General features: G+C 55.3%; 6 protein-coding genes. 1 reads left to right on the plus strand and 5 read right to left on the minus strand.

Annotated elements, in window-relative coordinates:
• The 5 genes from ACWIZX_RS10225 to ACWIZX_RS10245 all read right to left on the minus strand — a co-directional run.
• The coding region (locus ACWIZX_RS10225) for an alpha/beta fold hydrolase (RefSeq protein WP_448335684.1) at nucleotides 1–940 on the minus strand (940 nt) is incomplete at its 3' end.
• Nucleotides 937–1,191: a hypothetical protein gene (locus ACWIZX_RS10230; protein WP_448335685.1), complete on the minus strand. Its 255-nt coding sequence runs from the start codon at nucleotides 1,189–1,191 to the stop codon at nucleotides 937–939. The genes ACWIZX_RS10225 and ACWIZX_RS10230, both read right to left, overlap by 4 nt.
• Nucleotides 1,192–1,198: 7 nt before the next feature.
• Nucleotides 1,199–1,717 carry a hypothetical protein gene (locus ACWIZX_RS10235; protein ID WP_448335686.1) on the minus strand — a complete coding sequence of 173 codons (519 nt, stop codon included), beginning with the start codon at nucleotides 1,715–1,717 and terminating at the stop codon, nucleotides 1,199–1,201.
• 155 nt (nucleotides 1,718–1,872) lie between these two features.
• On the minus strand, nucleotides 1,873–4,512 hold the full coding sequence (locus ACWIZX_RS10240; protein WP_448335687.1) for a LuxR C-terminal-related transcriptional regulator: 2,640 nt from the start codon (nucleotides 4,510–4,512) through the stop codon (nucleotides 1,873–1,875).
• A 9-nt stretch (nucleotides 4,513–4,521) separates the two neighbouring features.
• Nucleotides 4,522–5,532: a zinc-dependent alcohol dehydrogenase family protein gene (locus ACWIZX_RS10245; protein WP_448335688.1), complete on the minus strand. Its 1,011-nt coding sequence runs from the start codon at nucleotides 5,530–5,532 to the stop codon at nucleotides 4,522–4,524.
• A 514-nt stretch (nucleotides 5,533–6,046) separates the two neighbouring features.
• Here ACWIZX_RS10245 and ACWIZX_RS10250 point away from each other — a divergent pair.
• Nucleotides 6,047–7,482, plus strand: a 1,436-nt coding sequence (locus ACWIZX_RS10250; protein ID WP_448335689.1) for a hypothetical protein, incomplete at its 3' end; no start/stop codon positions are given.

Genomic DNA, 7,482 nt, shown 5'->3' on the forward strand with positions numbered 1-7,482 from the left:
CTTCAAACCAGGCATATTCGCGCCCGAAGAGGGTGGCGTAAGGTTGAATGGGACTTTTTCCAAAGTACGGCGGGCGTCCCTGTTTTTGTAAGGTTTCCACAAAGGCGCTGTCTCCAATTTTTTGAGCGTGACTCAGGACGATGTCGTAGATCATCTGGTCAGTTTGGCGCAGGTTGACCATTTGAGCCGTGCCGACATAGGCGTGAAACAGATCCGGGCGGGCCTGCACCGCGCGAACTCCGATAATTGTCCCCCAGGAATGCCCGACCAGATAGATTTTCTCTTCGTCAAAACGCTGACGCAGCCAGTCGGTCAGTTCGATCAGGTCGCTGACATATTGTTCAAGGCTTAATCTGGCGGGTGGGTAGTAAGCGGGGTAGGATTTTCCGCAGCCGCGTTGTTCCCAGATGACCACCACAAAGTGTTTTTCCAGTTCCCTGTTGAAGCGCAGCACCCGGCCGGCTTCACTGCCACCCGGCCCGCCGGAGAGAAAGAGTAAAACCGGTTTGGTAATGTCATTACCGCGGATGATCAGCCACTGGTCAGTTCCGCCCAGTTTAACTTTTTCCAGCGCGGCAATGCTGCCGGGCAGCGGCTTGCCGTCTGCGCCGAGGATGGCGGGAGTGCGAGCCGTCCATTGCGAACCCAGCAAAAAGGCTGCCAGCAAGACGAGCATGACGAACAGGAAAATCATATTGCCTCCGATTGGACGGTTAAGTTTGTTTTGCGATTTGGACAATAACCTTTGAATGGCTTGGATGATCAGAAGAATACCAGCCAGCAAGGTGATTAACAACATCATCCCAAGAATGATAGTTTCAAGGTAAACGGTGGTTTGATCGGGTAAAAGCGGGCGCAGCAGCCCAAAATAAGCGGCCAGAATGGCGAGCGAAGCGAGTAACGCCCATCCGGTTTTGGAAATTTTTACAGGAGCATTCATTGTTCTTTCCTTTCATTGGTTGAAACGTTTGAATCGGGGAAGGACTGGACGGCGATGAGTTCGATACCAAGGTCAAAGATGCGATTGAGTACACCGTGCAAACCTGACTGGTCGAGGAGACCGCAGATGAGGGTCACTTCCCGATCCGTCAACTGGGTGAGGGTCAAGCCGTCAAACCAGCTCAGCCAGCGGTCGTCCAACTGTCCCTTGACCTGGATGGAATAAAGCAGCGGGCGGGCAGAAGGGGTCATTTCTTGCCTACTCAAAAGAAGCCAGCAAGGCATTAAGGGTGTCTTCGTTCCAGTGGGTAAGCGGTTCAGAATAAACCAGCAGAGCCGGCCCGCCGCTACCCGTAAACTGCACCATTGCCTGACGATAGCGGAGGTGGTCACCGTTGATGCCCTGGCTGAGGATGAGGGTGGCCGGCTCTCCCCGGATGATCACCGGGCGGTTTTCCAGCACGGTGGTGCGTTGTTTGGGGTCGCTTGCACCCGGCAGCAGATCGTTCAATACGGCGGAGAGTCTGGATTCGTCCTGTTCGTTTTGTGATTGAATCAGGTACAGGTGGCTTTGCGGGCTGTTTCCGCTGAAGGAAACCAGTGTATATTCCTTGAACTCAACGGTTACTTCCGGCTCAAAACCGGCGTGCGGCTGAAAGCCCGAAATCGTTTCGGCTGCCTGCCAGATTTCCTCGTCCTGCGTACTGAATGAAGCCTTGCTGCCGCAGGCTGCCAGTAAAAAGGCTAAGAGGCTGATTGTGAAAGTTTTGATTTTCATGGTTTCTCCTGACTTACTCAAAAATCTTTTTTAAACTCGACAATCTCAGTGTAGCCGGTTGGGCTGGTTTTGTCCCCTATCCCCGGATAGGTTTGGCGGATAGGTTAAAGCAAAACAAGCCGGCTGAGCGGCTTGATGAACGCAGATCTGACTTTTTACAAACCCAAATTACGGGCGCGGATGATCGCCTGAGCGCGGTTATTGACCCCCAGTTTTTGCAGAACGTTGTGGACATGCCACTTGGCAGTTCCCACGCTGATCACCAGTTCTTCAGCAATTTCCTGATTGGATTTGCCTGCTGCGATTAATCTCAGCACACGGATTTCCTGCTCGCTGAGTTGATCGAGCAATTTGTCCCCTTCTGTTGCTTTTGGCTTTTGAGCCTCACGGCCGCGTTCCAGTAAAACGTCCACAAACTGGGGGGCTGCCGATCGGGTTTTGGTCAGCAAATTGATCAGCGTTCGACCCTCGCTCAAAAACGGGCGGGCATGACTTTGCGGGGCTGCCAGCCGCAGGGCTTTTACCAGCCATTCCAGTGCCATGTCTAGCTGATGGTTTGCATAAGAATGGTTTGCCAGCAAGACCATCCCCTCGATTTGGGCTGGTTTTCTGCCGTTGTGGCTTGCCTGTTGGAGGATTTGCTGAGTTGCGGAGAGGAATAAATCCTCGTAACCGCTCGCCAGCAGAATGCCGGCTGCACAAAGTGCCTCAAAATCACCGCTGGCAGACGAGGACTGACTCAGCCAATCTTTTGCCCAGCGGATGGCTGCTTCGGTTTGCCCGGCTTGCATCTTCAAGCGAGCCTGATAGGCGCTTGCCAGCTGCAGGATGGGATGGGATGGACGATCGGCCAGCAGCCGGAAGATTTCATCGAGTGCATCTTGCGCGGCGGTTTGATTCGCTTGCATTTCCCGTAAGCGGGCAAGGTGGGCCAACCCAATGACCAGATCCTCACGGATGCCCCCCCGCCGCGACAGGGCAATACCTTCCGTGAGGAGAGATTCTGCACGGTTAATTTCCCAGCGTTCCAATGCGATTCCTCCCAGCAGGGATAGTGCCCACCCCTGCGGCGGCAGGCGCTGATTTCCGGCAGCTTGAACGGCCTTCTGACAGAGTTCTTCCGCTTCATTCAAATTACCGAGTTGAAAGTGTACCTGAGCAGCAGCACACAGGCCGTGAATCGCCAGAAAGAGAACGCCGGCAGCCTGCGCGGACTGGCTGGCCTGCAGGTAACAGGCAATCGCGGCCTGGCTTTCTTGCAGCGAAGCGTGGGCCATGCCAAGAGCATACAGCGCCCGGGCCTGCAGCAAGTGCTGGTCGGCCGGCAGAGTTTGACGGGCAAAAGTGATTTGCTGAATTGCCTCCGTAGCATTGCCGCAAGCGGAAGCGATTGACCCACGGTACAGGGCGAGCATCCCGCGCAGGTGATTCTGGCGGGCCGGGTCGCTTTCAGGCGAACTGCCGAGTTTGCTTTCAACCTTCGCGAGCAGATTCTCGGCCTCTTCAAACCGACCTGCCAGATAGTAAACTCGGGAGGCATTCAGGCTCAGGAGGGAACGCTGCTCGAATACCTCCGCTGGCAGCCGTTCCAACCATCCCAGCCACTCGATCAGGTTACCGCCTGACCAGGTTTCATCCCGGTTCAGCGCCTCTTCGATGATTTGGGCGGCAAAAGCCAGCTCACTGCTGAGCAGTGCGTAGCGCACAGCCAGCTCGCTGTGATGGTGATCGGCGTGCCAGCGGGCAGCTTTGCGGTATAACTCCGTCCGCTCGTTGAAACTGAGCAGACTTTGAAGGTAATCGGCAAACAGGTGGTGATAGCGGTACCACTGACGCCGGTCGTCAAGGGGAATCAGGAACAGATTGGCTTGTTCGATGCGTGCAATCAGTGTTTCGGCATCCTCGCGTCCGGTCAAGGCGCTGCACAAACTGGCGTTGAAATGGCTCAGGGGGCTGGTCTGAATGAGAAAGGTGCGCAAATCTGCATCCTGTTGTTTGAGCACTTCTTCTGCCAGATAATCCAGGATAAAGCGGTGGCTGCCGCGGAAACTTTCCAGAAAAGCGGCGGGGTCGGCGTGATGTTGCATGGCAAGCGCCGCCAGTTGCAGGCCGACCGCCCAGCCTTCGGTGCGTTCTTCCAGCGCCAGCAAATTTTCGGGCGTGAGGGCAATTTGGGCAATTTGCTCAAAGAAACGGCGCATTTCCTCATTGGTAAAGCGTAGATCGCTGGCGCGAATTTCGGTCAATTGGGCACGGGCGCGCAGACGTGCCAAAGGCAGGGGTGGGTCAGCGCGGGTAATGAGAACCAGATGCAGGGCAGGCGGCTGGTGGTCAATCAGATACTCCAGCGCTTGCTGAATTTGGGGGTGGCTGAGCCATTGCGCATCGTCCAGAACCAGCAAACCGCTTTGCGGCATTGTGCTCAGGCGGTTGAGGATTTCATCCATCAGTTCCGGCAGGGGCGGCAGGTTTCCGGACTCTATAAGGGGCGAGAATTGGGCAAAGAGGGATGGATCAAGGGCTTGAAGGGCGGCCAGCCAGTAGCGCAGGAAACGGTTGGGCTGGTTATCGTCTTCTTCCAACCCGAGCCAGCCAACTTTGACTCTGTCACCCAGAGAGGCCATCCATTCGGCGACCAGCGTGCTCTTGCCATAACCGGCCGGGGCGCAAACCAGGGTCAGGCGGCGGCCTTCCTGCAAGGCGTGGTTCAATTTCTCCACCAGTCGTGGCCGGCGCACGGCATTCACCCGCAGCGGTGGGGGATGCAGTTTGGTGGCCAACAGAGCAGGGGGCATATGTGTAGTTTATTCCAGGATGGTTCCAATTTCCAGCACGGCCTCGCCGTTCAGGCGGCTGTATTTGAGGTCGAGCAGGGCTTCGTTGGCGTCTTCCAGCGGGTAGGTGACCGTGTCCGGCTGCAGGGGAATTTTGACTGCCAGTTCGAGCAGTTCCTTGCCGTCCTGGTGGGTGGCATTCGCCACACTGGTCAGCACCCGTTCGCCGTAGATCAGGTGGTAGGGCATCTCCGGAATCGGGCTGGCGTGCACCGCATTGACCGCCAGTACACCGCCGGGTCGCAGGGCAGCCAGCCCCAGCGGGATGATTTCTCCGGCCGGCGCAAAACTGACGGCGCGGTCCAGCGGCAGGGGCGGGGTTTGATCGGGTGCGCCGACCCATGCTGCACCGAGGGCTTCGGCGTGGCGCTGGTGGTTGCGCGAGCGGGTGAACACAAACACCTCACACCCCCAGTAGCGGGCAATTTGTATGGCTAAATGGGCGCTGGCGCCAAAGCCGTAAAGCCCCAGCCGTTCACCGGGCTGCAGGCCGCTTTTACGCAGGGCGCGGTAGCCGATGATGCCCGCGCAGAGCAAAGGGGCTGCCTGCCGTTCGGAAAGTTCGGCCGGCAGGGGGTAAACAAAACCGGCTTCCGCTACCATCCACTCCGCATAACCGCCGTTAAAATGAAAACCGGTAAAGCGTGCCTGTGGGCAGAGGTTCTCCTCGCCGCGCATACAAAAGGCGCACTTGCCGCAGGTCTTGCCCAGCCAGGCCGCCCCAACCCGCTGGCCGATTTCCAATCCCTGTACATCTTCACCGAGCATTTCCACAATGCCCACCACCTGATGCCCGGGGATGATGGGGTAATGCGGCGGGGTCAGTTCACCTTCGCAGATGTGCAGGTCGGTGCGGCACACGCCGCAGACCTGCACCCGCAGCAGCACCTGTCCGCTGGCGGGCTGGGGCACGTTTAAATCTACCGGTTGGAGCGGCAGTTCCTCTACCGGGGCCGGTTTGAACAGTTGCATGGCTTGCATCGGGCTTACCTCCGTTGGTCATGGATTATCCACACGGTTTATCCAAAATCTTATCACGATTCTTTTATGGATGGGTTTGGAGCAGCCAACGACTGAAATTAAGAGCAGAGAGTGATCTTGATTCACTCGGGCTGCTGAAATTAGGGGATAAGGGCTTACTCAAAGTTGAAAATGGTCAAACAGCAGCCGGCGGGTGCTGACCGATGTCTGTTCGGAGTCATCCACTGACGCGTCAAATCGAGCGATTTTGCCCCCTCCTGAGCCTCCCCCAATATCGCTTTGGCGATATTGGGGGAGGAGGGAGGGGGTTCATTTTGCCACAATTCAAGTTTCAATACAAAGTTTTATGGTTGTCAATGAACTTTGAGAAAGCCATATAGGGGATTGTCATTTATTTCGTTTTTGCTAAAATCATTGTAAGATCTTCTCTTCGTTCGGGGGTCAAGCGATGGAGTTAATCGTCAATTTGAGAGAGAGGTTAAAAAATCTTTCCCCTTTCATATGGGAATGGTTATTGATCATTGCCTGGGCGATTTGGATTGGAAGAAATTACCTTGATCCAAATCCACGTGTGTGGCCGTGGGGAGCAGAGTTCCCGATGGTGGTTTCGCCGAATTACATCTGGACGCTTCTGAGCCGTTGCGGAGATTGCGTTTTTTGGAACGGTATGATCAACGGTGGGTATCCGGCGTTTGCTGAACTGCACGGGGCGCTTTTGCACCCAATTACGATTCTCACCACCCTGCTTCAAGGGCCGATCAACGGCGTCAAGACCAATCTGATTCTCCATTTAGCACTGGCCGGTTTTGCACAATGGTGGCTTGCTCGAAGTCTGAACTTAAGCCTGGTGCCGCGCTTATGGAGCGCAATGATGGCAGTTGCGGGTGGGCATCTGGCGGGGCGGATGGAAATGGGGTTGTTCCCGCTGGTCATGTCAACAGCGAGCGCTTCCCTGGTTCTTGCGGCCGGTTTGGATCTGGTCGTGAAAAAGAACAACCGTGCAGTAGTGGGGTTGGGATTGTGTTTGGCATTGCTTTTACTTTCCGGTCAGGGTTACCTGCAAATCGGCACGCTGGTCACCCTGCTGCCCGCCTTTCTGATCTTTTTACTGGATGGCCGTTTTCGTTTCAATGCCCTGACCGGTAAATTTATTCTTGCTGGATTGCTGGCTGTTTTGCTTAGCGCAACCTTTTTGCTGCCGTTTCTCCGTTTTTATCCGCAGTTTGTCAAGGATATTGATCCCTATTTTTCCTCGACTCAACCATTGGAGTATTTGCCGCTTAATTTGGTGATTAGAGATGAAAGTTTCTTCCGCATTCAAACCCTTGGAAAGCAACCTTTTCCATACATTTATACCAACTATGTAGGCTGGGTCGCAGTCGCGCTTGCCTTGGGACGGCTGTTTCACCCACCGTCCAGTGATAAACGACGGCTGTACTTCTACTTTTTAACCGCACTTGTCCTTGTTTTTCTGGCCGCCAGCGCGATCAGTCTCAAGGCGGTTTTTTCTTTTGCTCCCGAATTTTTGAATGGAATCCGTAACCCTTCTTTAATCGCTGGTTTGTCCGTTCCACTGGTTCTGGCTCTGGCAGCCTGGGCGCTGGATGATTTGTTTTCCCAACCCATGCCACGGCTGAGCCTGAGCTGGCCGCCCGACTATACCTTGAGTGTGAATCTCTTCTGGGTTGTGATTGCAATTCCGCTGGTCTGGTCATTGAAATCCGCCCATGATTTTAGCCGCTACTGGTTGGTGACCACCCCGGCCGGGGAAGGCTTATCCATTGTTCTGCAAAGCCTGCGAACGCCTTCCACACAATGGACACGGATGCCGCTGGGAGAGCATTTCTGGCAGCCGGATGCCGCTGAAATGGGATTGAAATTATCGGGCGTTTTCCGCCCATGGCACTGGAAGAACCGAATGTCTCCCGATCCTTATCTCGAAGGAGCGCG

The organism is Bellilinea sp., from assembly GCF_053501535.1.

What these genes read in the sequence shown, in the direction of transcription:
- ACWIZX_RS10230 (WP_448335685.1), bottom strand. Translation starts at nt 1,191, where the DNA reads ATGACCCCTTCTGCCCGCCCGCTGCTTTATTCCATCCAGGTCAAGGGA.
- ACWIZX_RS10235 (WP_448335686.1), bottom strand. Translation starts at nt 1,717, where the DNA reads ATGAAAATCAAAACTTTCACAATCAGCCTCTTAGCCTTTTTACTGGCA.
- ACWIZX_RS10240 (WP_448335687.1), bottom strand. Translation starts at nt 4,512, where the DNA reads ATGCCCCCTGCTCTGTTGGCCACCAAACTGCATCCCCCACCGCTGCGG.
- ACWIZX_RS10245 (WP_448335688.1), bottom strand. Translation starts at nt 5,532, where the DNA reads ATGCAAGCCATGCAACTGTTCAAACCGGCCCCGGTAGAGGAACTGCCG.